The sequence below is a fragment of the Paraburkholderia sp. BL17N1 genome (assembly GCF_003634175.1).
In the GTDB taxonomy this organism is placed as follows: Bacteria; Pseudomonadota; Gammaproteobacteria; order Burkholderiales; family Burkholderiaceae; genus Paraburkholderia.
The window spans coordinates 2,430,985-2,456,401 of the sequence record NZ_RBIW01000002.1; the positions used below are offsets into that span (position 1 = coordinate 2,430,985).

A 25,417-nucleotide genomic window follows, 5' to 3' on the forward strand; every position below is an offset into this window, starting at 1 on the left:
CCGCTGACAAAGGCTCTTGCAATGCCCGGCGCATCGCCGCGCCGGGCATGCCAGCCATCGCTCCAGACAAACCCTGATTGCTGCGTCGAATCCGCCGCTGCTATCGTTCGCGGGTGTTGTGGAAGCGCTTCCACCCCAGGTCCCGGGGATGGGCGTTCCGGCTTCCACCGTACCCGGTTCAACGACCTCAGCGAGGAATCCGTGGCAAATGACACATCCGCTGTATCCGACGTTCTCTCTCCCCATTCGTCATCACTCGCCGATCCATTCACGCCGCCCGCGGACTCGTCGCTGTGGCGCAAGAATTTCCTGCTGGGCGCGGCCACCGCGTCGTATCAGATCGAAGGCGCTGTGAACGAAGACGGCCGCCTGCCGTCCATCTGGGACACGTTCTCGGCGAAGCCCGGCAAAGTGCTGGCCGGCGACACCGGCGCGGTGGCCTGCGATCACTATCATCGCTGGGAAGCCGACATCGACCTGCTGGTCGGCCTCGGCCTCGAAGCCTACCGGCTCTCGATCGCCTGGCCGCGCGTGATGGACGCGGCCGGCGCGCCGAACCGCAAAGGTATCGACTTCTACCAACGCCTGTTGGCGCGGCTGAAAGAGAAGGGCATCACGACCTTCGTCACGCTGTATCACTGGGACTTGCCGCAGCACCTGGAAGATCGCGGCGGCTGGCTCAATCGCGATACCGCCTACCGTTTCGCCGATTACGCCGACCTGATGAGCCGCGAACTGACCGGCAGCGTCGATGCGTGGATGACGCTCAACGAGCCGTGGTGCTCGGCCTATCTCGGCTACGGCAACGGCCACCACGCGCCGGGACTCGCCGACGCGCGCTACGCCACGCAGGCCATGCATCATCTGCTGCTGGCGCACGGTCTCGCGGCGCCGGTGTTGCGTGCCAACGATCCAGCGGCGCAAGTCGGCATCGTCGCCAACGTCGGACGCGGCACGGCCAACAGCGAGAGCGCCGCCGACCAGCGTGCGGCGCATCTGTTCGAAGTCCAGCACAACGCGTGGATTCTCGATCCGCTGCTCAAGGGCAGCTACCCGCAGGACTTGTTCGAGTTGTGGCCGGGCACCGAGCCGCTGGTGCTCGCCGGCGACATGCAAACCATCGCCGCGCCGCTGGACTTCCTCGGCATCAACTATTATTTCCGCACGAACGTCGCGAGCGACGGCGCGCACGGCTTCAGGGATGTGCCGCTCGATGGCGTGGAGCGCACGCAGATGGGTTGGGAGGTGTATCCGGACGGCCTGCGCGATCTGTTGACGGGATTCAAGGCCACCTACGCGAACCTGCCGCCGGTCTACATCACCGAAAACGGCATGGCCTCGGACGACAAGGTGATCGACGCTCAGGTCGAGGACAGCCAGCGTATCTCGTTCCTCAAACGCCATCTTGCCGCGGTCGATCAGGCGATCAAGGCCGGCGTGGAGATTCGCGGCTATTTTCTCTGGTCGCTGATGGACAACTTCGAGTGGGCCTTCGGCTACGAGCGTCGCTTTGGTATCGTGCATGTCGATTACGCTACCCAGAAACGCACGATCAAACGCAGCGCGGAGCTGGTGTCGAAATTCCTGAAGGAGCGCAAGGCACGCACGGAATAGCAGGTGAAAGCTGGTTTGTATGTCGACTTGAAACACGGGTGCCAAGGCTTGGCGCAAGTTGGTTGCATGATCGAGAGGAGACGGAATGAACAGCAAAAAACTGGTCTTGCGAGGCGTGGTTGCGGCACTGGCGTTGTATGGCGTCGTTGCGCAGGCGGAGCCTTTGAAGGCCAACGTGATTCACTGGTGGACCTCGGGCGGCGAGTCGGCCGCGATCCGCCAGTTTGCCGATGCGTATAACAAGGCCGGCGGCCAGTGGGTCGACAACGCGGTGGCCGGCGCCGATCAGGCGCGCTCCACGGCGATCAACCGGATCGTCGGCGGCGACCCACCCACGGCTGCGCAGTTCAATACGTCCAGGCAGTTTCACGACCTGATCGACCAGGGCCTGCTGAACAATGTCGACGACGTCGCCGCGAAAGAGAACTGGAACGGCGTGTTCCCGCAATCGATTCTCGACAGCATCAAGGTGAAGGGACATTACTACGCCGCGCCGGTCGATATCCATATGCCCGCCTGGTTCTTCTACTCGAAGCCGGTGTTCCAGAAAGCGGGCATTGCAGGCGAGCCGAAAAGCTATGACGAGTTCATCGCCGATCTCGGCAAGCTGAAAACCGCGGGTGTGATTCCGCTCGCGCTCGGCGGCCAGCCCTGGCAGGAGAAAATCACCTTCGACGCGGTGCTGGCGGACGTGGGCGGTGCCGATCTCTACATGAAGGTGTACCGCGATCGCGACATGAACGCCGTGAAGTCGGACGCGTTCAAGAAAGTGCTGGCGTCGTTCAAGCGCCTGCACGATTTCGTCGACCCGGGTTCGCCCGGCCGCAACTGGAACGATGCCACGGCGCTCGTTATTTCCGGCAAAGCGGGCGTGCAGATCATGGGCGATTGGGCCAAGGGCGAGTTCTCGGCGGCCAATCAGAGCGCGGGCAAGGACTTCGGCTGCTTCCCGGGTTTCGGTCCGCATTCGCCGTATCTGGTCGCGGGCGACGTATTCGTGTTCCCGAAAACGGACAATCCCACCACGATCAAAGCGCAGAATCTGCTTGCCACGGTGATGACCTCGCCGGCCGCGCAAGTGGCATTCAGCGCGAAGAAAGGCTCGATTCCGATTCGTCCCGACGTGGACGCCGGCAGCCTCGACATCTGCGCGAAGGAGGGCATTGCGATCATGAAGGACAAGTCGCGTCAGTTGCCGAATCCGGAAATGCTGCTCTCGCCTGACACGCAGGGCGCGTTGATCGACGTCGTCACCAACTTCTGGAACAAGAACCAGTCCGTCGACGACGCGCAGAAAGCGTTCGCCAGCGCGTTGAAGAGCTAGGTGCGCGGCATGCACGCGCTCAAGCTGCCGGCCGGCGGGTCGTCCAAGGCTCGCCAGGCGCGGCTCAAAAAGCCGCTCAAGAAGCGTTTTCCGTTCGCGGCATGGCTGGCGCTGCTGCCGATGGTCCTGACCGTCGTGTTCGCCTATCTGGGCACGATGGTCTGGACCGCACGCGTGTCGCTCAGCAATTCGCGCACGTTTCCTTCCGGCGATTTCGCGGGCTTCACGCAATACGCGCGTCTCTTCAATAACGACCGCTGGCTGCTGTCGTTGCAGAACATCGTGATCTACGGCGCGTGTTTCATCGTGGCGTGCATGGTGATCGGTTTGCTGCTGGCGATTTTCATCGATCAGCGTGTGGTCGCCGAAGGCGCGTTGCGTACGGTGTTTCTGTATCCGTATGCGATGTCGTTCGTGGCGACGGGGCTCGTCTGGCAGTGGATCCTGAACCCTGAACTGGGCGCGCAAGCCGTGCTGCACAAGCTCGGTTTCGCGCACGCGCGCTTCGACTGGATCGTCGATCAGGACTGGGTGATTTACACCATCGTGATTGCGACGGTGTGGCAGGCCTCGGGTCTCGTGATGGCGCTATTGCTCGCGGGCCTGCGCGGCATCGACGACGAGTTGTGGAAAGCCGCGCGCATCGACGGCATTCCGCGCTGGCGCGTCTACGTGAGCATCGTCGTGCCGATGCTAGGACCGTCGATCTCCACTGCCTTCGTGCTGCTGTTCGTGATGGTCGTGAAACTCTACGACGCCGTGGTCGCGATGACGCAAGGCGGCCCCGGCACGGCGAGTGAAGTGCCGGCGAAGTTCATCATGGACTATCTGTTCGGCCGCGCCAATATCGGGCTTGCGTCGGCGGCGTCGATCGTGTTGCTGGCCACTGTGCTGGCGATTCTCGCGCCGTTCTTCTATGCCCGCAGCCGCGCCGCCCTGCGCAAGGAGGTGTGATGAACACGCTCAGTCCGCCGTTGAAAAGCGGCACGCCTCGCCGCGCGCAGCCACGCCGCCGCCGCTCGGCGTTCACCCCGGCGCGGCTCGGCGTCTACGCGTTTCTGCTCACGGCGGCGCTGTTCTTCCTGCTGCCGCTTTACGTGATGCTCGTCACTTCGGTCAAGCCGATGAGCGAGATCCGCCTCGGCAATCTGCTGGCATTTCCCGCGCATTTCACGCTCAGCGCGTGGAGCGCCGCGTGGCAGTCCGCCTGCACCGGGCTCGATTGCAACGGCATTCAGGTCGGTTTCTGGAACTCGGTGCGCATTGTCGTGCCGAGCACGATTCTCTCGATCGCGATCGGCGCGGTGAACGGCTACGCGCTGTCGTTCTGGCGGCCGCGCGGCGCCGGCCTGCTGTTCGGCGTGCTGCTGATGGGCGCGTTCATTCCCGTGCAGGTGATGGTGTATCCGCTCGTGCGCGTGCTGGCGAGCGTGCATCTGTTCAGTTCGTTGCCGGGCATCGTGGTGATTCACACCATCTTCGGCATGCCGGTCATGACGCTGCTGTTCCGCAACTACTACGTGTCGATTCCGCAGGAGCTATTCAAGGCGGCGCGCATCGACGGCGGCGGCTTCTGGCGCATCTTCCTGCAACTGATGCTGCCCATGTCCACGCCGATCATCGTGGTGGCGGTCATCATGCAGGTCACGGGCATCTGGAACGACTTCATTCTCGGCCTCGTGTTCGCCGGCACCAAAAATCTGCCGATGACGGTGCAACTGAACAACATCATCAATACGACGACCGGCGAACGCCTCTATAACGTCAATATGGCGGCGACCATTCTGACTTCCATGGTGCCGCTCGCGGTGTACTTCGTTTCGGGCCGCTGGTTCGTGCGCGGCATTGCATCCGGCGCCGTCAAGGGATAGGGCGATGACAAACGTGGCTAATATGGCAAACGCGGCGGACATGGCGGGCGTGGCGAGCAGTCCCGATGCGGCGGATGCCGCCGGCCTCACGAATCCGGCCAACGTCGCCGTGCGCAATCTGACGATTCAACTCGGCGCGAACACGGTGATCGAGAATCTGCATCTCGACGTGCGGGCCGGCGAATTCGTCGTGCTGCTCGGACCGTCCGGCTGCGGCAAATCCACCTTGCTGCACAGCATTGCCGGCTTGATCGACGTGACCGATGGCAGCATCGAGATTGCCGGCGAAGACATGACCTGGGCCGACCCGAAAGACCGGCGCATCGCGCTGGTGTTCCAGTCGTACGCGCTGTATCCGACCATGAGCGTGGAGCGCAACCTGTCGTTTGCGCTGCGCATCAACGGCACGCCGAAGGCGGAGATTGCGCGGCGCGTGGCGCGCGCCTCGGACATGCTGCAACTCGGACCGCTGCTCAAGCGCAAACCGGCGCAACTGTCAGGCGGCCAACGGCAGCGGGTGGCCATCGGCCGGGCGATCGTGCGCGAAGCCGACGTGTTCCTGTTCGACGAGCCGCTCTCGAATCTCGACGCCAAATTGCGCACCGAACTGCGCCGTGAACTCAAGCAACTGCACCAGCGCCTGGGCGCGACGATGATCTACGTCACGCACGATCAGGTCGAGGCAATGACGCTCGCCACCCGCATGGCGGTGATGCGCGGTGGCGTCATCCAGCAGTTCGGCACGCCCGCCGAAGTCTACGCGCGCCCCGACAACCTGTTCGTCGCGACGTTTCTGGGCACGCCCGCGATGAACCTGCTCAAGGGCACGCTCGAAACGCACGACGGCGCGCTCCACTTCTGCACGGAACGTTGGCGGCTCGACGTGTCGTCTTACCCGTTCAAGACTGTGCCCGCGATCGGCCTGCCGTGCGTGCTCGGCGTGCGGGCCGAAGACGTGCGGCTGGCCGAAGGCGCGAGCGAACATGCAAAAGTTTCGCTGGTGGAGCCGATGGGCAACCACCGCGTCATCTGGCTCGACTATCATGGAGTGCAGGTCGCATCGATCGACCAGACGAAGACGCCGGTGGCGATAGGGGAAACCGCGGCGTTTTCGTTCGACAGTACCCATGTCTCTCTGTTCGACGAAGCGGGCGGCGCGCGTTTGTAGCGCCGGCACGCGGCGTCGCTGACAATACAACATGCTTGACGGAGATCCGCGTGGCAACACTCAAAGATGTCGCGGCACTGGCCGGCGTGGGCATGTCGACCGCCTCGCGTGCCATTTCAGGTAAGGGACCCATCTCAGCCGATGCCGCCGCGCGCGTGAAGGCGGCCATCGAACAGTTGAACTTTCGTCCGTCTTCCATCGGCCGGGCCATGGCCACGCAGTCGCTCGGCATGGTCGGCATTTTCGTGCCGACGTTCTTCGGTTCCTACTACGGCACGATCCTCAAACAGACCGACGAGGAACTGCGCGCGGTGCGCCGTCACGTGGTGGTGGCGACCGGCTGCGGAGAAGTCTCGCCGCGCGAGCAGGCCATCGAGGCGGTGCGCTTTCTGATCGGCCGCGATTGCGACGGCGTGGTGGTGATCAGCCACGATCTGCACGACGAAGACCTGATCATGCTGCACAAGATGCACCCGAAAATGGTGTTTCTGAACCGCGCGTTCGACCAGTTGCCGGAGGCGTCGTTTTGCGCCGACCACCACCGGGGCGGCGAATTGGCGGCGCGCACGCTGCTCGATCACGGGCATCGCGAGATTGCTGTGATTTCCGGGCCTTTCACTTCTTCGGACAACCAGATGCGTCTGGAGGGCTTTTTCGCCGAGCTGGCGCGCGAGGGCATTGCACGCGACGACGTCACGCTGATCGAATCGGACTTTTCACCGGAAGGCGGCTACGCCGCCGCGCAAAAGCTGCTCGGCACGAAGCGCCGTTTCACCGGTCTGTTCTGCGCGAACGATACGATGGCGGTGAGTGCGCTGGCCTGTTTTCACCAGGCGGGGATCTCGGTGCCCCGTGAAGTCTCGGTGATCGGTTACGACGACGATTATTCGGCCGCGTATGCCGCGCCCGGACTTACCTCGGTGCATATTCCGACCGCGGAACTGACGCAGAACGCCGTGCGCTGGCTGGTCAATCAGTGCTACCGGACTACGTGGGAGATTTTCCGCGAGTTTCCGGTGAGCGTGACGATGCGGGAGTCGGTGGGACCGGCGCAGGGGGCGATGCAGGCGGCGCGGTTGAGCAGTACGTCGTAGCTGCTTCTCGTGAGGCGGCGAGGCGGGAAGCGCTGACCTCGCTGCCCGGCCGCCCGTGAAGGTTCAGGTGCCGCTGCGCAGCGACTGCTCGTAGCGCAGGCGCGCTTCTTCATCGAGCCGCGTATCTTCGAGTTCCTGAAGCACGGCTTCCAGATCGATCGGCGTGGTATCGAGGGCGACGCGGCCGGTCAGCGCCGCGTCGACATGCAATGCGCCCGCTTCGTAGAGCGACCAGATTTCCTTGCCGTAACTAGTCTCCAGTAACGCCGGCGCGAAGCGGCCGAAATACGTGGCGAGGTTGTTGACGTCGCGCTCGAGCATGGCGGGCGCTTCGAGATTGCCGGCGGCATCCACGGCCTGCGGCAGGTCGATGATGACCGGGCCGTCGGCGGCAAGCAGGATGTTGTACTCGGACAGGTCGCCGTGAATCATGCCGGCGCACAGCATGCGCACCACCTCGTTCACCAGCCGCGCATGCAGTTCGAGCGCGCGCTCTTCCGTCATCTCGACATCGTTCAGACGCGGCGCGACGTTGCCGTCGGCGTCGGTCACCAACTCCATCAGCAATATGCCGTCGGTGCAGATAAAAGGCTGCGGCACGCGCACGCCCGCGTTCGCGAGTTGGAACAGCGCGTCGACTTCGGCGTTCTGCCAGGCCTGTTCCTGCACTTCGCGGCCATAGCGGCTGCCTTTTTCCATCGCGCGTTGCTGGCGGCTGTTCTTGACCTTGCGGCCTTCGCGGTAGGACGCAGCCTGGCGGAAGCTGCGCTGTTTGGCGTCCTTGTAAACTTTCGCGCAGCGCGTGGCGTCGCCGCTGCGTACCACGTAGACGGTGGCTTCCTTGCCGCTCATCAACTGGGAGATGACTTCGTCGATCAGGCCTTCTTCGACGAGCGGGAGTAGACGTTTCGGGGTTTTCATGCGACCGCCGAAGAGCGGTGGTCGGCGCGGCGGCGATAAGCGGCCGGCTGCGAGGGCAGGTGATGCGGGATTCGGGTCATGCGGGATTATACGGGGAGACTGCCTCGAGCATAAAAAGCGGCCGTGAAACGGCTGCGGACTCGCGCGAGTTTGTTGTAATCGCCGACACAGTCATTTGCTGTTTTCCCCCATTCAGTTCGCATGCCCATCGCGTAAACTCGCAGGAACAAGACGTTACGGGGTGCGAGATGTTGGCCGTGTTCTTCATTACCTGTCCGATCTGCATTGCCGCGTTGTTCGGTTTCGCGCGGTACGTGCATCCGGTGATGGGACGATTCAAGCGGTAAGTCAGGCAGCGGGATGTTGTCCGCAGCGCCAATCGGGCGCGTGTTGCGTGTTCTCTTTCTTTAGCCGATCTCGCTACAGGTCTTGCCTTTGAGTGCCGAGTCGCGGCACGATGCGCGATAACCTGGATTAGGGCGGTATCGCGTATGCGAGATTTTCTGGCGACTATCACGGCACGCCCCGCCGTGCTGAAGGGCGTCCTTCCTCTGAACCGCGCCGCGGCGGCGCGCGATGCGTTGGCCGGCGTGCAGCTTGCGTCGATGGATATTCCGCAAGTGCTCGGCTACGCGCGTATTGCCGGCATGCCAGCTGTGACGGGCTTGTACACGGTCTTTCTGCCGCTGATCGCCTTTGCGTTTTTCGGCGCCTCGCGGCATCTGGTCGTCGCCGCGGACTCCGCGACCGCCACCATCTTCGCAAGCCGGCTTGCCACCATGGCGCCGCCCTCCAGCGCTGAATACGCCGCGCTCGCCGCGATGGTCGCCTTGCTGACCGCTGCCTTGCTGTTCATCGCGCGGATTTTCAAACTGGGCTTTCTCGCCGATTTTCTGTCGCGCACCGTGCTGGTCGGCTTCCTTGCAGGCGTTGGCGTGCAGGTCGGCATTGCGATGCTCGGCGACATGCTCGGCTTGCCCGGACACGCCGCGCGCAGCGTCGATCAGCTCATGCTGGTGGTGCGCGAAGTTAGCCAGGTCCATCGGCCGACGCTCGCCATTTCGCTGCTGGTGGTCGTCGCCATTCTGACGTGCAAACGCTTTCTGCCACGCGTGCCGGTGCCGTTGATCGCCGTCGTGGCGGGTATTGCGGCGAGCGATATGTATCGCTTTCCGGCCCACGGCATTGCCGTGCTCGGCCCGGTGGCGGGCGGCTTGCCACCGCTGCGCGTACCGTCGGTGACGTGGCAGCAGATGCTCGATCTGCTGCCCGTGGCGGCGTCCTGCTTCGTGATGATCGTCGCGCAGAGCGCCGCCGCGAGCCGCGTATTCGCCGAGCGTCACCACGAAGCCGTCGATACCAACGCCGACTTGCTCGGCATCGCCGCGGCCAACGCGGCGGCGGCGTTTTCAGGCGCTTTCGTGGTGAACGGCAGTCCGACGCAAACCGCCATGGCCGACCTGGCCGGCACGCGCAGCCAGTTTGCGCAGTTGGTCTTCGCGGCCGTGGTGGTGGCGGTGCTGCTGTTTTTCAGCCGCTTTTTGCAGTATCTGCCGCACTGCATTCTCGCCAGCATCGTGTTTACGATCGCCATCGGCCTGATCAATCTGAAAACCTTGTTCGCGATTCGCCGGGAGAGCCCTGGCGAATTCGCGCTGGCCGTGTTCACCGCGGCGGCCGTGGTGCTGATTGGCGTCGAGCACGGCATTCTGGTGGCGGTGGCGCTCTCGCTGCTGCGGCACGTGCGCCACAGCTACCGTCCGCATACGATGATTCTCGCCCCCGGTGACGACGACGTCTGGGTGCCGGTGCCCGCCGTGCCCGGCGTCCAGACCGCGCCGGGCCTGATCGTCTACCGCTTCGGCGCCGATCTGTTTTACGCGAACGACCACTTTTTCGTCGACGATACCCGGCGCCTGATCGACCTTGCCCCGAGCAAGGTGCGCTGTTTCGTGATCGACGCAAGCGCGATCACCGACATCGACTATTCGGCCTCACGCTCGGTCGGCGAGTTGTGCCAGACATTGAAAAGCCAGGGCATCGAGGTATTGTTCGCGCGCGTGAACCCCTACTTGCGGTCGGACATGGACCGGCACGGCATCACGCCGATCGTCGAAGAAGGTCGCATTTTCAACACATTGCACGAAGCGCTGCGCACGGCCGGTGTGGAGAAGCCCGACCGGCATGTGAAAGAGGCCACGTAAGCGCGGGATTGCGCGAGGGCAGCGCAATGCGCAGCTTCTGGTGTGGCGGCTATTCGTCAGCGAAGAAATAGCCGATGAAGAAACACACGCCCGCGATAACAGCACCCAGCACAGCCACCGTATAAGCGAGCGCCGTGCCGTGCCACAGCCCGTCGAACCACTGATGAAGCTGCGCCATCAGCACCGCCGCATTGCCGCCAATACGCTGCAATTCGATCTGATAGCGCGGATCGGCCACGCTGTACATGGAGACGGCGCTGTCCGGCGGCGGCGTGGTCGCATAGATGATCACGGCCAGAACCACGCCGGCCACGAATGCCGTGATGCCCGCGAGGTAGAGCCGCTTGCGCCATGGCGAGCGCTGCGCTGCCGGATTCACTTCGTTACCGCCGCTCATCGTATTCGTCTATCCGCTTCAATTGTCACGGCGACAGTATCGCAGAGCGGCGGGCGTCTCCCGACGCGCTCAGGTTTTCGAAGTCAGCAGCTTGATGCCGGCAATGCCGAACATGATGGCGAGCGAGCCGTCCAGCCAGCGCCGGATCGACGCGTAGATGCGCCGTGCGGAAGCGGTCGAAAACAGCACCGCATAGCTGCTGAACACCGACACGCCGATGCACATGCAGCCGAACACCACCGGCGCGGTATGCGAGGTGCCGCCGGCCGGCGACATGGCCAGCGAGACGATCGAGAGCCACACCAGAATCGCTTTCGGATTGGTGAGATGCAGCAGCAGGCCGCGCAGATAGAGACGCTTGAGTGGTTCGCTGTCACGCGCCGCGCCCGTGGGCAATGCCTTGGGACGAAACGCGGAGCGCGCGGATTTGAAGCCGAGCCACAACAGATACAGACCGCCGGCAATCTTGATCGCCACCAGACATTCCGAATAAGTGGCGAGTACGGCCGACAAACCCAGTGACGCCAGCAGCGCCCAGAAGTACGAACCCGACACCACGCCGAGCGCGAAGGTGAGCGCGGAACGGCGGCCCGCGCTCATCGCCAGCGACATGATCGCGAGATTACTGGGCCCGGGGCTCGCCGTACCGACGAAGTAGGCGCTGTAGGCGATCAGGACATCGGCGGTGAGGAAGCTGCTGGTGATCATGGGCTGGACCTTGGCGGCGGGCAGGGCGTGCGGCTCGCAGCGCACACGGGTAAGGAGCGCGAGTCGTCGCGCGAACGCAAATTTTGCGCGTGGGCGGAAGAATCTCACAGATACAGTTCGTTGCTCCAGCAACAGCACAATCGCGTGGACGCGGCGGCTTGGGCTCACGCACCGGCTGCCATGCCGATGCAATCCGCGAGCGCGCCGGCCACCGCCTGGCGACTATGCCGCGGACGCTGCACGAGGCCGATTTCCCGCTGAAACGTCGCCTCGCCGAGTTCGAGCGCGACGACGCCGGCCGGCCATTTGCCGAGTCCCGCGCTATTCGGAAGCAGCGCCACGCCGATGCCGCGCGCGACCAGTTGCACGATGCCTTGCAACTCGTCCAGCTCGATCACGTCGCGCACATTGACCCGCGAGCGCCGCAGAAACCGGTCGACCAGCCTGCCGCCGAACGAACTGCGGTCGTAGCGGATAAACGGTTCGCTGCGCAGCAGTTCGCGCCAGGACCGCGCCGCGCCCTTGCCGCGCACGAGCGCCTTGGACACGAGCAGCACGAACGGCTCGGTGACGAGCGTGCGCCATTCGAGTTCGGACGGCAGCGCGAACGGCGGTTTGATGATGACGGCCAGGTCCAGTTCGCCGGAATCGACTTGCCCCAGCAAGCCCAGCGACACGCCGGGCACGACCCGAATGCGCCAGCCGGGACGGTCGTCGCGAAAGCGCGCGAGTGCGTCGGCGAGAAACGACACTTGGGCGGACGCAATGGCGCCCACCCGCAGCATGCCGCTTTCCGCCGCAACCGCGCCACGTTCGGAAAGCCGCGCGTAGAGCGTCATCATTTCCTCGGCGAGCGTGAGCGTTTCGCGGCCGGCGTCGTTGAGTGTGGCGGAGCGGCCGGTGCGGTCGAAGAGCGCGAAGCCGAGTTCTTCTTCGAGCCGTTGCATTTGCGCGCTCACGGCGGATTGCGTCAGGCCGATGCGCGCGCCGGCACCCGAAAACGTGCCGTACTGGCTGACGGCGATGAAAGTCTTGAGTTCGCTTAGCATTTTTTATTGATCGAATTTGGTGTTAGTCAGATCAAATATATATCGTTTTTCAACATTTTTAGTCATGGTTAAACTTTGCTTCACGCGTGAGGTTTTCAAAAGGCCTGCACGTTCAACCCCATTCCAATCAGCGAGTTCCCCATCATGAGCGTTGCCGATACCGTCTTGCCGCCGTTCCATCTGGCGTTCCCTGTTCATAGCCTTGCCGCCGCGCGCGAGTTTTATGGCGAACTGCTGGGCTGCCCTGAAGGGCGCAGCTCGGACGCGTGGGTCGATTTCAATTTCTATGGCCATCAGATCGTCGCGCATCTCGCGCCGGAGGAAATCGGTCATCGTCATACCAGCAAGGTCGACGGCGACGCCGTGCCGGTCCGCCACTTCGGTGCGGTGCTCTCGATGGCGCAATGGCAGGCCGCCGCGGACAAGCTGCAAGCGGCCGGCATCGACTTCATCATCGAGCCGCATGTGCGTTTCAAGGGTGAAGTCGGCGAACAGGCGACCATGTTCTTCCTCGACCCGTCGGGCAATGCGCTGGAATTCAAGGCGTTCGCGGATATGTCGGCGCTGTTTGCGAAGTAACGCCGGTAGCGGCGCGGCAAAGGGTCGAGGATCGACCAGGCTCTGAATGCGCGTGAAGTATTTGCTTCGCGCAAACCAGTCTGTGCGATGTTTCGCGACGCGCTCGCGTGACATCGCATTGAAGCGGCACCCCAATTCCGGCTATCTTCTCTTATCAAACGTTTGCTTGCCGGCAAACTCCACACAGTTCAAGCACCGTTTTTCCTTACGTTAGCCTTCCTGACAATTCCGCCATTTTGGCGCCATGCAGGTGTTGGTGCTAGCGATCTAGCATAAGCGCTGATTCACCATCCCTTACCTGCATTCATTCGGGCGCGTTTCATGTGGATCGTCAACGTTGCGCTTAAGCGGCCCTACACGTTCATCGTGATGGCCATTCTGATCTTGCTGGCGACACCGTACGTGCTGTTCACCACGCCGGTCGACGTGCTGCCGGAAATCAATATTCCGGTGGTCAGTATCATCTGGACCTACACGGGCTTGTCGGCCCAGGACATGGCCAACCGCATCACCTCGGTCAACGAGCGCAGTCTGACCACCACGGTCAACGACATCGAGCACATCGAATCGCAATCGCTCGCGGGCATCACGATCCTGAAGGTGTTCCTGCAGCCGAACGCGAACATTCAGACTGCGATCGCGCAAACGGTGGCCGTCGAACAGGCGCAGCTCAAGCAGATGCCGCCGGGCGCCACGCCGCCGCTCGTGATCAGCTATTCGGCTTCCAGCATTCCGGTGATCCAGCTCGGCCTGTCGAGCCCGAAACTCTCCGAGCAGGCGCTCAACGATACGGCGCTGAACTTTCTGCGCCCGCAACTCGTGACGATTCCCGGCGCGGCCGTGCCGTATCCGTATGGCGGCAAGTCGCGGCTGATCTCGGTCGACCTGAACACGCGCGCGCTGCTTGCCAAAGGCCTGACGCCTTCCGATGTGGTTAGCGCGTTCAACGCGCAAAACCTGATCTTGCCGACCGGCACGGCGAAGATCGGACCGAAGGAATACACCATCAACATGAACGGCTCGCCCAGCACGCTGGAAGGGCTCAACGATATTCCAGTGCGCACGCTCAACGGCGCGACCACGTATCTGCGTGAAGTTGCGCATGTGCGCGACGGTTTCTCGCCGCAGACCAATATCGTGCGGCAGGACGGGCATCGCGGCGTGCTGATGTCGGTGCTCAAGAACGGCAGCGCGTCGACGCTCTCCATCGTGAATACGCTGAAAGGGCTGCTGCCGAACGCACAAGCGGCATTGCCGCCCGATCTGAAAATCACTGCATTGTTCGATCAGTCGGTGTTCGTGAAAGCGGCGGTGCAGGGCGTGGTGCGCGAGGCGCTGGTCGCCGCCGCGCTGACCGCCGCGATGATCCTGTTGTTCCTCGGCAACTGGCGCAGCACCTGCATTATCGCGATCTCGATTCCACTGTCGATCCTGTCCTCGCTGATCGCGCTGCATGCGCTCGGGCAGACCATCAACATCATGACGCTCGGCGGTCTCGCGCTGGCGGTGGGGATCCTGGTGGACGATGCCACGGTGACGATCGAGAACATCGAACGGCATCTGCATATGGGCACGAATCTGCACGACGCGATTCTCGACGGCGCGGGCGAAATAGCGATTCCGGCGCTGGTGTCCACGCTCTGTATCTGTATCGTGTTCGTGCCGATGTTCTTCCTGACCGGCGTGGCGCGTTATCTGTTCGTGCCGCTCGCCGAAGCCGTGGTGTTCGCCATGCTGGCGTCGTACATTCTCTCGCGTACGCTGGTGCCGACCCTCGCGATGCTGCTGATGGGGCACGCGCACAAGCCGAAGCAGGGTGCGAAGCCGAATTTGTTCATGCGCCTCTATCACCGCTTCGATCGTGGTTTCGAGCGCATGCGCGCCGGCTACATCATGATTCTGAGCAGCTTGCTGGTGCGTCGCGGCATGTTCGGCAGCGTGTTCCTCGGCTTTTGCGTCGTCTCGATGGGCCTGATTTTCGTGCTCGGCGAAGACTTCTTCCCGAGCGTGGACGCCGGCGACATTCGCCTGCATATGCGTGCGCCGACCGGCACGCGCATCGAGGAAACCGCGCGTCTCGCCGACGAAGTCGAAAAGGTGATCCGCGAAGTCGTGCCGCGGAAAGAACTCGGCACGATTCTCGACAACCTCGGTTTGCCCTATAGCGGCATCAACCTTTCGTATAGCAATGCGGGCACGATCGGCACGCTCGACGGCGAGATCCAGGTGGCGCTCAATGAAGATCACAAGCCCACGCAAATCTACATGGACAAACTGCGCGCGATTCTGCCGCAGCGCTTTCCGGGCGTCGAGTTTTTCTTCCAGCCGGCCGACATCGTCACACAGATTCTCAACTTCGGTTTGCCTGCTGCCGTTGACGTGCAGATTTCCGGCGCGAATCAGGAGGGCAACTTCGACGTTGCGCGCAAACTGCTGAAACAGGTGCGCATGATTCCCGGCACCGTGGACACGCACATCCAGCAGAAACTGGATGAACCGGCGATCAATCTTCAGATGGACCGCACGCGGCTTCAGCAACTCAATCTGAGCGCGAGCAATGTGGCGCAAAACGTGCTCATTTCCTTGTCGGGCAGTTCGCAAACATCGCCGGGTTTCTGGTTCAACAACCGCAACGGCGTGGAATACAACGTCGCGGTGCAAACGCCGCAGTACCAGGTGTCGTCGATCGACGAACTGTTGCGCACGCCGGTCTCCGGTTCGGCCAACGGCCCGACGCAACTGCTCGGCAACCTGGTGCGGGTCGCACCGCAGACGCAGTTCGCCGAAGTCACGCACTACAACATCAGGCCGGTGATCGATCTGTATGTGAGCGTCGAGAAGCGCGACCTGGGCAGTGTGGCGAATCAGGTCGACAAGCTGGTGGACAACGTGCGCGCGTCGCTGCCGCGCGGCAGTCAGATTACGGTGCGCGGCCAGGTGCAGACCATGCGCAGTTCGTTCTTCGGTCTGGGACTTGGCGTAGCGATGGCGATCGTGCTGGTGTACCTGCTGATCGTCGTGAACTTCCAGTCGTGGGTCGATCCGCTGATCATCGTCAGCGCGTTGCCCGCGGCGCTGGCGGGCATTGTGTGGATGCTGTTCCTGACCGGCACGCACCTGAGCGTGCCGGCCTTGACCGGCGCGATCATGACCATGGGCGTGGCTACCGCCAACAGTATTCTGATGGTGTCGTTCGCGCGCCAGCGTCTGTCCGCCGGCGGACCGCCGCTGACAGCCGCGCTCGAAGCCGGCGCAAGCCGGATCAGGCCGGTACTGATGACGGCCTTCGCGATGATTATCGGCATGATTCCGATGGCGCTCGGCCTGGGCGAAGGCGCCGAGCAGAATGCGCCGCTCGGCCGCGCGGTGATCGGCGGCTTGCTGTTCGCCACTGTGTCCACACTGTTTTTCGTGCCGCTGGTGTTCGCTGCGATTCACTCCCGCCTCGCGCGCCGCCACCGCGGCGACGATGACCATGGCGGCGCGAATCACACGGGTTCCCACGACGACGGCCCCGCGCCCGAGCACGGCGGCGCTGGCAAGCCCGCGTAAAGTTAAATGACGGCTGACTGATATGGCTGACTGAGATGGCTGACTGAGATGACCGAAAAAACTCATGCATCGCTAGCGATTCCTGCGCGAGAGACGGAAGGCGGCCACGCCTTGCCACCGCGCCATCAAGAATGGAAGCGCGCCAAAATCGCCGTGTGGATCGTGCTGGCGCTGCTGGCCGTCGGGGCCTTGCGCACCGTGATCGCCAACGTCATGCAAAACCGTTCGGTGGCGGAGACCACGAAGCAGAACGCTACGCAGTATGTGAACGTGGTGAGCCCGACCCAGACCGAAGGCGGCGGCGATACCTTGCTGCCGGGCACGCTGCGCGGCTACGTCGAATCGCCGATCTTTGCGCGCTCCACTGGTTATCTGCTGCACTGGTACGCCGATATCGGCGCGCGAGTGAAGCAGGGCCAGTTGCTCGCCGATCTGGATACGCCGGAAATCGATCAGGAACTCGCGCAGGCTTTGGCGCAGCGCCAGCAAACCAGTTCGAGCCTCGGCCTCGCGAAGAGCTCACTGGACCGCTGGCAGCAATTGCGTCAGCGCGATGCGGTTTCGCAACAGGAACTCGACGAACGGCAGAGCACTTATACGCAAGACGTCGCCAATCTCGCCGCCGCCGACGCCAACGTCAAGCGCCTGCAGCAGCTCGAATCGTTCAAGCGGATCGTCGCGCCGTTCGCGGGCGTGGTCACGCAACGCAATGTGGATGTCGGCGACCTGATCGACGCGGGCAGCGGCACGAGCCGCGCGCTCTTCGCGCTCGCGCAGTCGGACCCGCTGCGCGTTTATGTGCAATTGCCGCAGGCGTACGCGCAAAACGTGTCGGCGGGACAGAAGGTGGTGGTGACGCAGGCCGAGCTGCCGGGCCAGCAATTCCACGGAACGATCACGCACATTTCCGGTGCGATCGACGTGCCCACCCGTTCGCTGCAGGTCGAAGTGACCTTGCCGAATCCGGACGACAAGCTGCGCCCCGGCGCGTATGTTCAGGTCGCGGTGCCGACTTTAGCGCATGCGCGATTGACGGTGCCGGGCAATGCTTTGCTGTTTCGTGCCGAAGGCCCGCGCGTCGCGGTGGTCGATGCAAAGGGCAACGTGCAGTTGCACAAGATCGTGATCGCGCAGGATCTCGGACAGTCGCTTGAAATCGAAAGCGGCATCGAGGCGAACGACAAGATCATCATCAACCCGAGCGATTCGATCGCGGACGGCGATCACGTGCAGATCCAGCAGCCGCTAACCAACGGCAAGGGAGCGTCGTGAAGCACGTGGCCACATGCCGTGCGCTGACGACGCTGGCGGGCGCGGCGCTGCTGGTCGCGTGCACGGTCGGGCCGAATTACGAAAGGCCGCAGGCCGAGGTGCCGCCCAGCTGGCAAACCGATTCGTACTGGCGCGTGGCCGTGCCGTCTCATGCACCGATTTCGCCGGACTGGTGGAGCGCGTTCAGCGATCCGACGCTCGCCACGCTGGAAACGCAGGCGCTCGCGCAGAATCAGACGCTGGTCGCGGCCAGCGCACACTACGAGCAGGCCCGGGCGACGCTCGCGAATAACCGCGCCCAGCAAATTCCCGAAGTCGATTTCGCGGCGCAGGGATCGCGCTTCCGGATTTCGCAGAACCGTCCACAGACGAATTACGGCACGCCCACGACGTCGACGGTGCAAAACAATGTGCAGCTCGGCCCCACGATCAGCTACGACACCGATCTATTCGGCCGGATACGTCGCGAAGTGGAAGGCGCGGCGGCTTCCGCGCAGCAATCGGCGGACGATCTGGCCAACGCGCGGCTCGTGCTCACCACCGATCTCGCCAGCGACTATTTCTCGCTGCGTGAACTCGACGCCGAGATCGACGTACTGAATCGGTCGGTGAAACTGCAGCAGAAGGCGCTCGACTACGTCACCACGGAACATGATCTCGGTTCGGTGTCCGGGCTCGACGTGCTGCAACAGAAGTCGCTGCTCGACTCGACGCGCGTGCAGGCGCAACTGCTGCTGAATCAGCGGGCGCAGTTCGAACATGCGATTGCTGCTCTGGTCGGCGTGCCCGCGCCGCAGTTTTCGATCGAGCCCAAGGTGCTCGCGGTTCAGGTTCCGTCGATTCCGCTCGGCGTGCCCAGCGACGTGTTGCAGCGACGGCCGGATGTCGCCTCGGCGGAGCGCGCGATGGCCGCGGCGAACGCGCAGATCGGCGTCGCCAGGGCGGCGTTCTTCCCGAGTCTCACGCTGGCGCCGAGCATCGGTTGGGAAAGCACGCAGTTCGCCAGTCTGCTGAGCGCGCCGACGCTGATGTGGACGCTCGGCGCGGCAGTCAGCCAGGTGCTGTTCGACGGCGGCCGCCGCGCGGCCAACGTGAAGTTCGCGAGCGAAGGCTACAAGGCCACCGAGGCGAACTACCGCCAGACCGTGCTCACCGCGTTCCAGCAGGTGCAGGACGGCATCACCGGACTGTCCGTGCTGGACGGCGCGGCGAAGCAGTCGAGCGAGGCCGTCACCGATGCGCAGCATCTGCTGGCGCTCGCCAACGACCGCTATTCGGGCGGCCTCGTCGCGTACCTCGACGTGATCACCGCCCAGCAGTCGCTGCTCACCAGCGAGCGCCAGGACGTGCAGATTCACGGCCAGCAGATGACGCTGTCGGTCTCGCTCGTGAAGGCGCTCGGCGGCGGCTGGGACGTCGGCACGGACATGTCGAATACGCCCGCGGGCACGCAGCCCAGCGACACGAAGGAGGCGATGGCTCCCGCGCGGTGAGCTGGCGGATCATGAAGCAGCAGGGCAGCAGCAGGGGCAGCAGCGGGAGCGCGCGGCGGTGCGCAAGACGATTGCAAGGCGTTTCGTATAATGCACATACAAGGGGACGCGCATGAAATTGCTGATTGTTGAAGACGAGCACAAGGTGGTGGACTACCTGCGCTCCGGTTTGACAGAGCAGGGGTGGGTCGTCGACGTCGCGCTCGACGGCGAGGAAGGCATGCATCTGGCCACCGAATTCGATTACGACGTGATCGTCCTCGACGTGATGCTGCCCAAACGCGACGGCTTCAGCGTGCTGAAGGCGCTGCGTATGCGCAAGTCCACGCCGGTCATCATGCTCACCGCGCGCGATCACGTGAACGACCGCGTGCGCGGCCTGCGCGAAGGCGCCGACGACTACCTCACCAAACCCTTTTCGTTTCTCGAACTTGTCGAGCGGCTTCATGCGCTCGCGCGCCGCACGCGTTCGCAGGAGTCGACGCTGATTTCCGTCGGCGATCTGTTCGTCGATCTGATCGGCCGGCGCGCGACGCGCGACGGCGTGCGCCTCGATCTCACCGCCAAGGAATTCCAGCTGCTCAGCGTGCTGGCGCGCCGGCAAGGCGACATTCTGTCGAAGACGGCGATTACCGAACTCGTCTGGGACGTCAACTTCGACAGCCATACCAACGTGGTCGAGACCGCGATCAAACGATTGCGCGCCAAGCTCGACGGCCCATTCCCCTCCAAACTGCTGCACACTGTGCGCGGCATGGGGTACGTGCTCGAAGTGCGTGAAGAGGCGGAGCAGCCATGAACAGGTCGATTGCCCGGCGCCTTGCGTTGATGTTCGCGTTGGTCGCGCTGTTCGTCTTCACGCTGGTCGGCACGGGGCTCTTTCTGGTGCTGCGCACGCAGCTCGAACACCATCTGCGGGAGTCGCTCGACGACCGCACGCAGATTGCGCGCATCATCGTGTATCACGCCGTGACGCCGGAGAAGTGGCGCATGGCGCGCGAAAAGCTTACCGACATGACGCCGCGCGACGGCAGCACGGTATATGCGGTGTCGAGCACCGATCCGTATTTCCATTACGGCACGCCGGTCGGCGGCTCGGTGGTCACGAGCTGGGCCGGCGGCTATTCACGCGTGACGCCGGCGGGCGGCGGCCAGGACATGCTGAGCTCCACGGTGACAATTCCGGCTTACGGCGCGCGTCCGGCGGTGCAGTTGCAGGTGGCCGCGAGCTATTCGCCCAATGTGCGCACCATGCGCGTGTTCGGCTCGGCGCTCGCCGCGCTGTCGGCGCTCGGCAGTCTTGGCGTGTTGCTGCTTAGCTATTCGGTCACGCGGCTCGGTCTCGCGCCGCTCACGCGTCTCACGCGCGACGCTTCCGCCGTGAGTCCGAATAACCGCTCGCAGCGTCTGAATACGGCCTCGCTGCCGCTCGAACTGAACGACCTGGCCAACTCCTTCAATGGTGCATTAGAGCGGCTCGACGGCGCGTATGGACGCCTGGAATCGTTCAATGCGGATGTGGCCCACGAACTGCGCACGCCGGTGACGATTCTGATTGGCCAGACGGAAGTCGCGTTGACACGCAATCGCTCGGTCGACGATTTGCGCCACACGTTGCAATCGAATCTCGAAGAATACGAGCGCATGCGGGCGATCATCAACGACATGCTGTTTCTGGCCCGCGCCGATCAGGGCGAGCGCGCAACGGGTCTCGTCGACGTGTCGCTGGCCGCGGAAGTCGCGCATACGCTGGAGTTTCTGGAGATACCGCTCGAAGAAGCGCGGGTACGGGCACACTTGCGCGGCGACGCCCTGGCGCGCGTGAACCGCTCGCTGTTCGGCCGCGCCTGCACGAATCTGCTGATGAACGCTATCCAGCATTGCGAGCCGGACGCCGAGATCAGCGTGACGATCGTAAGTGACGAGAGTCAGGTGCGCGTGGCGGTGGCCAATCCCGGTGAGCCGATCTCGCCGGATGTGCTTGAACATCTGTTCGACCGCTTCTACCGCGCGGAAGTCTCACGCACGAATAGCCGCGAAAATCACGGCCTCGGGCTCGCGATCGTGAAGGCGATCGCGGAGATGCATCGCGGTAGCGTGTCGGCGCAAAGCGCGCACGGCATCAACACCTTTGTGTTTTCGGTCGCGGCGGTTTCGCCGACGGAAGCCGGCGTGCCGGCGGCGCGCTCGAATCCGGGTGCGGCTGCTGACGGAACCGGTTATCCGCCACTGGTGAAGAGCAAGTCAGCCTGAATCGCCAGACACCGCAGCGGCGTTCGAAGGTCATCTCGCGGCTCGTCGAGATACATTCGCCCGGCAAGCCGACACATGGACTAGAAATCCAGCGTGAATTGAGCCGGCGCGTCGCTCTCTGTCGCTCCCGCGCGTTGGAGGCCGCCTGCCTTCACGCCCAGCAACCTGATGGATTTAGCCAGTTCGACCCGTTTCAGACATTGGGTGGCCGCGTGGCGCAGTGCCTTGGCGTCCGCAACCGGCTCCTGGAGTGTGACGTCACGCGTCACTGTCTGAAAGTCGTTGAAGCGGAGCTTGATCCCGATCCTGCGCGCGAGATAGCCTTTACGCTGCAAGTCCGACGCCACCTGTTCGCATAAACGGGTAAATGCAGTACCGAGTTCCCGCCTGTGTCGTACGGCGTGCAGGTCCTGCTCGAAGGTGGTCTCGCGGCTCATCGAGACAGGCTCGCTATAAGTGACCACTGGTCTGTCATCGAGCCCATGGGAAACTCTGCGAAGCCATGCGCCATAGCTCCGTCCGAACTGTTCGATTAGCCATTGCTCGCTGCATGCGGCAATGTCACCGATGGTCGTTATCCCTAGAGACGTCAGCTTGGCGTTAGCCTTCGGCCCGATACCGTTGATTTTTGCGGCAGCCATCGGCCAGATCCTGGCTTGCAGATCCTCACGCCGCAGAATGGTGATGCCGTCTGGCTTCTGGATGTCCGAACATAGTTTTGCCAGAAGCTTATTAGGCGCAATGCCAACCGAACATGTGAGATTGGTCGCCTCGAAGACGGCCGATTTCAGCTTCCGTGCAATTTCCTCCGATTCGTCGTTCAGGAGCGATAGATCGGCGTAGACCTCGTCGATGCCCACGTCCTCGACTGTCGGACTCACGGACCGGATTGCGTCCTTGAACAGTCGTGAGTACGTTCGATAGAGATCAAAGTTCACTGGAAGGAGAATGGCATCCGGCGCCAGCCGCGCTGCCTGCATGGTGGGCATCCCGGAATGAACTCCGAACGCTCGTGCTTCGTAGGTTGCGGTCGTCAGGACGCCTCTGCCCGTATAGTCGCGTAAGCGCGCGAATTCACGTGTCCCGTCCGGATTCGTTCGGGGCGCGTCCGAACGACGGCCGGCAACCACCATGGCTTGGCCTCGCAGTTCCGGATACTGCGAAAGTTCACAGGACGCAAAGAATGCGTCCATGTCAATATGGGCTATGCGCCTGTCATCTGGCATGCCTTTATACTCAAAAATAGCGTTCACGGTCTGGCTTGGCCAATAGGGCGCTTATCTGGACCCCAGTCATGAACGTCGATATAGCGAGAAGTCGCGTTCCGCGGCGCAAATACCTAGACTGTACATTCATACAGTGTTTTTGTCAGGTCGTAGGGCCTCGCGAACTGTCTGGCGCGTCGATCCGGGTGGCGGAATGCTTTTCGCCTCAGCCATAGATCGCTTTCGTTAGAATCTGTTTTCGATCCTTATATTTCTAAAACCGGAGACCAACGTGCCAGGCTTACTTCCCGATGTCGACCCCGAGGGCCTCCTCGAATATTCAGTCGTCTACACCGACCGATCCATCAATCACATGTCGCAACTCTTCCAGGGAGTCATGCGCGATATTTCCGATTCGCTGAAGAAGGTCTACAACGCGACGTCGGCCGTGGTCGTCCCGGGCAGCGGGACATTCGGCATGGAAGCCGTTGCCCGGCAGTTCGCAACGAACATGAAGTGTCTGGTCATCCGCAATGGCTGGTTCAGTTATCGCTGGACGCAGATTTTCGACATGGGCGGCATTCCGTCTGAATCGATCGTGCTGAAGGCGCGCCCGGTCGAACAAGGGAGGCAGGCGGCCTACGCACCGCCGCCGATCGAAGACGTGGTCGCTGCGATCAAGGAAAACAAGCCGGATCTGGTGTTTGCGCCGCATGTCGAGACCGCCTCCGGGATCATGCTGCCGGATGCTTATTTGCGGGCGGTGGCCGACGCGGTGCATGCCGTCGGCGGCATGTTCGTACTGGATTGCATTGCCTCCGGCACGGTCTGGGTCGACATGAAGGCGAGCGGCGTCGACGTTCTGATCAGCGCGCCGCAAAAGGGATGGAGCGCGTCACCGTGCTGCGGGCTGGTCATGCTGAGCCCGCTTGCCCGCGAAAGAATCGACGGAACGACAAGCACCAGTTTCGCTTGCGATCTTCGCAAATGGCTGCAGATCATGGAAGCCTACGAGAACGGCGGGTTCGCATACCACGCAACGATGCCCACGGACGGTCTCGCGATCTTGCGGGACGTCATGAAGGAGACCGAGACATACGGCTTCGATAAAGTGAGAGCGGAGCAGCTTGACCTCGGCAAGCGCGTTCGCGCACTCCTTGCGGACAACGGATTCAGAAGCGTGGCGGCCGAAGGCTTCGAGGCTCCGGGCGTGGTTGTCAGTTACACGGACGATGATGGAATTCGATCCGGCAAGAAGTTCGCGGATGCGGGGTTGCAGGTCGCGGCCGGGGTTCCGCTGCAATGTGACGAGCCTCAGGATTTTAAGACCTTCCGCATTGGGTTATTTGGCCTGGACAAACTGCGTGACGTTGACGGTGCGGTGGAGAGGCTTGCGAAGGCGCTGGATCGTATTAACCTGCGCCCGCGTTTTACGGACTCGCAGAATGACGCGGCAGGCGCACCGTAAATACCGTCTCGGCCTCGTCCGAGCGGGCGCTGATATCGCCGCGGTGAGCGCGGGCGATTTCCTGGGCAATGTAGAGTCCAAGTCCCAGGCTATCCTGGGCGCCAGGCCCGCCTTCCTCACCCGGACCGCGCTCAAGAGGCTCGAAGATACGGTGCAGCGCTGACGGCGGTATTGCCTGGCCTTGATTTACCACCTCAATCGACACGTCCTCACCGTTCCCGGCCACCAGCACCTTCACAGCGGCGCTCGGCTCTCCGTACTTGAACGCATTTCCGACAAGGTTGCCCAGCATCTGCTGGATGCGCCGACCGTCGCACGTGGCTCGGGTATCGCCGGCGATCTCAAGCTCGACCTTCCGGCCCGCGTGCGCGGCGCACAACTGGTCCAATTCGTCGGCCACCAGCGTGCCAAGATCGACCGGCGCCTGCGTCACGCGGATGCCCAGTCCGAGCTTGGTCCGGCTGAAGTCCAGCATGTCATCCAGAAGCGCCTGCATGCGGGCGCCGCTTCGGATCAACCGGGCTGCTGCGGTGGATACTTCTTGGCCGTCGTTCAGTCTCGCGAGGTGGTGCGCGGTGACCTGGATGGTCTGCAGCGGGCTTCGCATATCGTGACCCAGCATACCCAGCAGCAGGTTACGGCTCTGGTCGACCTGGTTCGTGAAAAAACTCACCGACTCGCTTAGGGCCTGGTCGATGGCTTCGTTAAACCGGATCACGTCGTCGAGTTCATCTGTCGGCGGGCCGCCGCTATCCAGCCATAACCTGAGCACCGCGGCGCGCAGGGCGCGATACTCGGCAGTCAGCTGATTGATATCGAAGCCCCCACGGGCACGGAGCACCGCGTGCGTCTGGGCAGCTGTTTCCGGCGCATCGATCACCGGCGACACGCGGCCGTGCGACTTCGCGAGTTGCGCCTGCCTGGTCTGTGGCGTCGACAGGTCTTTCGCAATCGCCTCCAGGATCTGCTGCGCATGGTCCCGTAGTTCTCGCGAGGTCATGCCTTGGGCGGCGGGCAGCAATGTTGCGGCAAAAGATTCCCACTCGGCGAGAATTGCCTCCATTTCTTTCGAAATGAACTGAGCCAGTCGCATGTTTGTTCCGAAAGCGGCAACTTCGTGGCGGGCCGGTGGCCCGAATTCTGATCATCGTATCCGAACCGTCGCCCATTTGGTGCAGTGATCGGCTTCCCGCCGCGCCGGGTTCGATAATTGCTACCGTATCTAGACTAAAGTGCGCCCGCATC

Annotated in this window: 20 protein-coding genes; 14 read left to right on the plus strand and 6 right to left on the minus strand. The window is 62.9% G+C overall.

Annotation, left to right across the window (positions count from 1 at the left end):
• The first annotated feature begins 201 nt into the window (after positions 1-201).
• The 6 genes from B0G82_RS30830 (at position 202) to B0G82_RS30855 (ending at position 7,071) form a co-directional block, all read left to right on the plus strand.
• Complete coding sequence (locus tag B0G82_RS30830; protein WP_121310076.1) at positions 202-1,614, plus strand: GH1 family beta-glucosidase; 1,413 nt, start codon at positions 202-204, stop codon at positions 1,612-1,614.
• Positions 1,615-1,699: 85 nt separating this feature from the next.
• Positions 1,700-2,938 carry an ABC transporter substrate-binding protein gene (locus B0G82_RS30835; protein WP_121310077.1) on the plus strand — a complete coding sequence of 413 codons (1,239 nt, stop codon included), beginning with the start codon at positions 1,700-1,702 and terminating at the stop codon, positions 2,936-2,938.
• A 9-nt stretch (positions 2,939-2,947) separates the two neighbouring features.
• Entirely contained in the window at positions 2,948-3,892 is a 945-nt protein-coding gene (locus B0G82_RS30840) for a sugar ABC transporter permease (RefSeq protein ID WP_121310950.1), read from the plus strand.
• Positions 3,892-4,809: a carbohydrate ABC transporter permease gene (locus tag B0G82_RS30845; protein WP_121310078.1), complete on the plus strand. Its 918-nt coding sequence runs from the start codon at positions 3,892-3,894 to the stop codon at positions 4,807-4,809. Before B0G82_RS30840 ends, B0G82_RS30845 begins: the two co-directional genes overlap by 1 nt.
• Before the next feature lie 4 nt (positions 4,810-4,813).
• Entirely contained in the window at positions 4,814-5,977 is a 1,164-nt protein-coding gene (locus B0G82_RS30850; protein WP_199730190.1) for an ABC transporter ATP-binding protein, read from the plus strand.
• 50 nt (positions 5,978-6,027) lie between these two features.
• On the plus strand, positions 6,028-7,071 hold the full coding sequence (locus B0G82_RS30855; RefSeq protein ID WP_121310079.1) for a substrate-binding domain-containing protein: 1,044 nt from the start codon (positions 6,028-6,030) through the stop codon (positions 7,069-7,071).
• Positions 7,072-7,134: 63 nt separating this feature from the next.
• Here B0G82_RS30855 and B0G82_RS30860 read toward each other — a convergent pair whose 3' ends face one another.
• On the minus strand, positions 7,135-7,992 hold the full coding sequence (locus tag B0G82_RS30860) for a PA4780 family RIO1-like protein kinase (protein WP_121310080.1): 858 nt from the start codon (positions 7,990-7,992) through the stop codon (positions 7,135-7,137).
• 491 nt (positions 7,993-8,483) lie between these two features.
• Between B0G82_RS30860 and B0G82_RS30865 the strand changes: the two genes are divergently transcribed.
• Positions 8,484-10,196: a SulP family inorganic anion transporter gene (locus tag B0G82_RS30865; protein ID WP_121310081.1), complete on the plus strand. Its 1,713-nt coding sequence runs from the start codon at positions 8,484-8,486 to the stop codon at positions 10,194-10,196.
• A gap of 49 nt (positions 10,197-10,245) precedes the next feature.
• On the opposite strand, the gene B0G82_RS30870 is transcribed toward B0G82_RS30865, so the two are convergent.
• From B0G82_RS30870 to B0G82_RS30880, 3 genes are all read right to left on the minus strand, one after another.
• Positions 10,246-10,593 (minus strand): hypothetical protein, encoded by a 348-nt coding sequence (locus B0G82_RS30870; protein ID WP_121310082.1) that lies wholly within the window; start codon positions 10,591-10,593, stop codon positions 10,246-10,248.
• Between the two features lie 69 nt (positions 10,594-10,662).
• Complete coding sequence (locus tag B0G82_RS30875; RefSeq protein ID WP_121310083.1) at positions 10,663-11,301, minus strand: LysE family translocator; 639 nt, start codon at positions 11,299-11,301, stop codon at positions 10,663-10,665.
• Between the two features lie 164 nt (positions 11,302-11,465).
• Positions 11,466-12,350, minus strand: coding sequence for a LysR family transcriptional regulator (locus B0G82_RS30880; RefSeq protein WP_121310084.1), 885 nt, complete (start codon positions 12,348-12,350; stop codon positions 11,466-11,468).
• A gap of 144 nt (positions 12,351-12,494) precedes the next feature.
• On the opposite strand from B0G82_RS30880, the gene B0G82_RS30885 reads away from it, so the two are divergent.
• The 6 genes from B0G82_RS30885 (at position 12,495) to B0G82_RS30910 (ending at position 21,499) form a co-directional block, all read left to right on the plus strand.
• Positions 12,495-12,929: a VOC family protein gene (locus tag B0G82_RS30885; RefSeq protein ID WP_012427720.1), complete on the plus strand. Its 435-nt coding sequence runs from the start codon at positions 12,495-12,497 to the stop codon at positions 12,927-12,929.
• Positions 12,930-13,250: 321 nt separating this feature from the next.
• Positions 13,251-16,481 (plus strand): efflux RND transporter permease subunit, encoded by a 3,231-nt coding sequence (locus B0G82_RS30890; RefSeq protein WP_121310085.1) that lies wholly within the window; start codon positions 13,251-13,253, stop codon positions 16,479-16,481.
• 48 nt (positions 16,482-16,529) lie between these two features.
• A complete protein-coding gene (locus tag B0G82_RS30895) occupies positions 16,530-17,753 on the plus strand; it encodes an efflux RND transporter periplasmic adaptor subunit (protein ID WP_121310086.1) in 1,224 nt (407 codons plus the stop codon).
• Positions 17,750-19,246, plus strand: coding sequence for an efflux transporter outer membrane subunit (locus tag B0G82_RS30900; protein ID WP_121310087.1), 1,497 nt, complete (start codon positions 17,750-17,752; stop codon positions 19,244-19,246). Before B0G82_RS30895 ends, B0G82_RS30900 begins: the two co-directional genes overlap by 4 nt.
• A gap of 112 nt (positions 19,247-19,358) precedes the next feature.
• Entirely contained in the window at positions 19,359-20,045 is a 687-nt protein-coding gene (locus tag B0G82_RS30905) for a heavy metal response regulator transcription factor (protein WP_064269182.1), read from the plus strand.
• A complete protein-coding gene (locus tag B0G82_RS30910) occupies positions 20,042-21,499 on the plus strand; it encodes a heavy metal sensor histidine kinase (protein ID WP_121310088.1) in 1,458 nt (485 codons plus the stop codon). Before B0G82_RS30905 ends, B0G82_RS30910 begins: the two co-directional genes overlap by 4 nt.
• A gap of 80 nt (positions 21,500-21,579) precedes the next feature.
• On the opposite strand, the gene dinB is transcribed toward B0G82_RS30910, so the two are convergent.
• A complete protein-coding gene (gene dinB / locus B0G82_RS30915) occupies positions 21,580-22,725 on the minus strand; it encodes a DNA polymerase IV (protein ID WP_121310089.1) in 1,146 nt (381 codons plus the stop codon).
• Between the two features lie 271 nt (positions 22,726-22,996).
• Between dinB and B0G82_RS30920 the strand changes: the two genes are divergently transcribed.
• Positions 22,997-24,172: an aminotransferase class V-fold PLP-dependent enzyme gene (locus B0G82_RS30920; protein ID WP_121310090.1), complete on the plus strand. Its 1,176-nt coding sequence runs from the start codon at positions 22,997-22,999 to the stop codon at positions 24,170-24,172.
• On the opposite strand, the gene B0G82_RS30925 is transcribed toward B0G82_RS30920, so the two are convergent.
• Positions 24,135-25,265, minus strand: a complete 1,131-nt coding sequence (locus tag B0G82_RS30925; RefSeq protein WP_121310091.1) for a sensor histidine kinase — start codon at positions 25,263-25,265, stop codon at positions 24,135-24,137. The two genes, B0G82_RS30920 and B0G82_RS30925, sit on opposite strands and share 38 nt — an antisense overlap.
• Between the last annotated feature and the right edge of the window lie 152 nt (positions 25,266-25,417).